The following is a 1,136-nucleotide window of genomic DNA, read 5'->3' on the forward strand; positions in this document are numbered from 1 at the left end:
GCGCTGGGCGGCCTGCTCTTCCTGATCTCCGACCTGCTGATCGGCCTCGACGCGGCGGGCACGCGCCTGCCGGCGCAGGGCGTGCTGGTGATGACGACGTGCTCCACCTGCCCGCCGTGCCGTGCGGCCTCGCCGGCCTGCGGCTGTCGTCCTGGCTGCTGCGGGAACGCTGGGCGGACCGGGCCCTCGCCCGGATCGCCGACGCCGGCCCCGAGGTGATCCACGTGCACACGCCCGGACCGGTCGGGCTGCTCGGCGTGCACGCGGCCCGCGCGCTGAGCCTGCCGCTGGTGCACACCTACCACACCGACCTGCACGCCTACGCCGAGGCGTACCGGGTGCCGGCCCTCGCGCTCGCCGCCGGGCTGCGGCTCTACGCGCACCGGCTCGGCGTCCCGCCGGTGCCGACCGGAAGCCGCCTGCAGACCACCGTCGACGCCGTCAACGAGCTGATGCTGCGCGACGCGGCCGCGGTCATCGTGCTCACCCGCGCGGTGCCGGCCCGGCTGCGCCTGCCGGTGCCCGCCGACCGGCTCACCGTCATCCCGACCGGCGTCGCCCCGGCGCCGGCCGTCGCCGGCGCCGGCGAGGCATTCCGCCGCGCGCACGGCATCGGCCCGGCCGACCCCCTGATCCTGTACGTCGGGCGCGTCAACCGGGAGAAGGGCATGGATCGGCTGGCCGCCGCGTTCGCCACGGTCGCCGCCGGCCGGCCGGATGCGCGGCTGGTCCTGGTCGGTGCGGTGTACCAGCCGCGCTGGCTGGCGCGTCTGCTGCGCGCGACCGGGGCGGCGGATCGGGTGGTGCTCGCGGGGCAGCAGCCGTCCGCGGTGGTCGCGGCGGCGTATCAGGCGGCGGACGTCTTCGCGTTTCCGTCGACGACGGACACGCAGGCGCTGGTGCTGCTGGAGGCGGCGCACAGCCGGCTGCCGGCGGTGATGGTCGATCCGCTGCTGCACGAACACGGGGTGCTCGGCGACGCCGCGCTGCTGACCGGGCCGGAGCCGGTCTCGTTCGCGGCGGGCATCAGCGCGCTGCTCGACGACCGGGAGGCGGCGCGGGCCCTGGCGGATCGGGCGGCTCGGCGGGCGGCGGAGCACACGGCTGAGGGTTACGCCCGTGCGGTGAGCGCGCTG

General features: G+C 77.3%; 1 protein-coding gene. It reads left to right on the plus strand.

Annotation, left to right across the window (positions count from 1 at the left end; translation table 11 throughout):
• Positions 1-98: 98 nt before the first annotated feature.
• A partial coding sequence (locus AB0F81_RS51360; protein WP_360211816.1) for a glycosyltransferase occupies positions 99-1,136 on the plus strand: 1,038 nt, incomplete at its 3' end.

The organism is Actinoplanes sp. NPDC024001 (assembly GCF_040638955.1).
Lineage (GTDB): Bacteria > Actinomycetota > Actinomycetes > Mycobacteriales > Micromonosporaceae > Actinoplanes.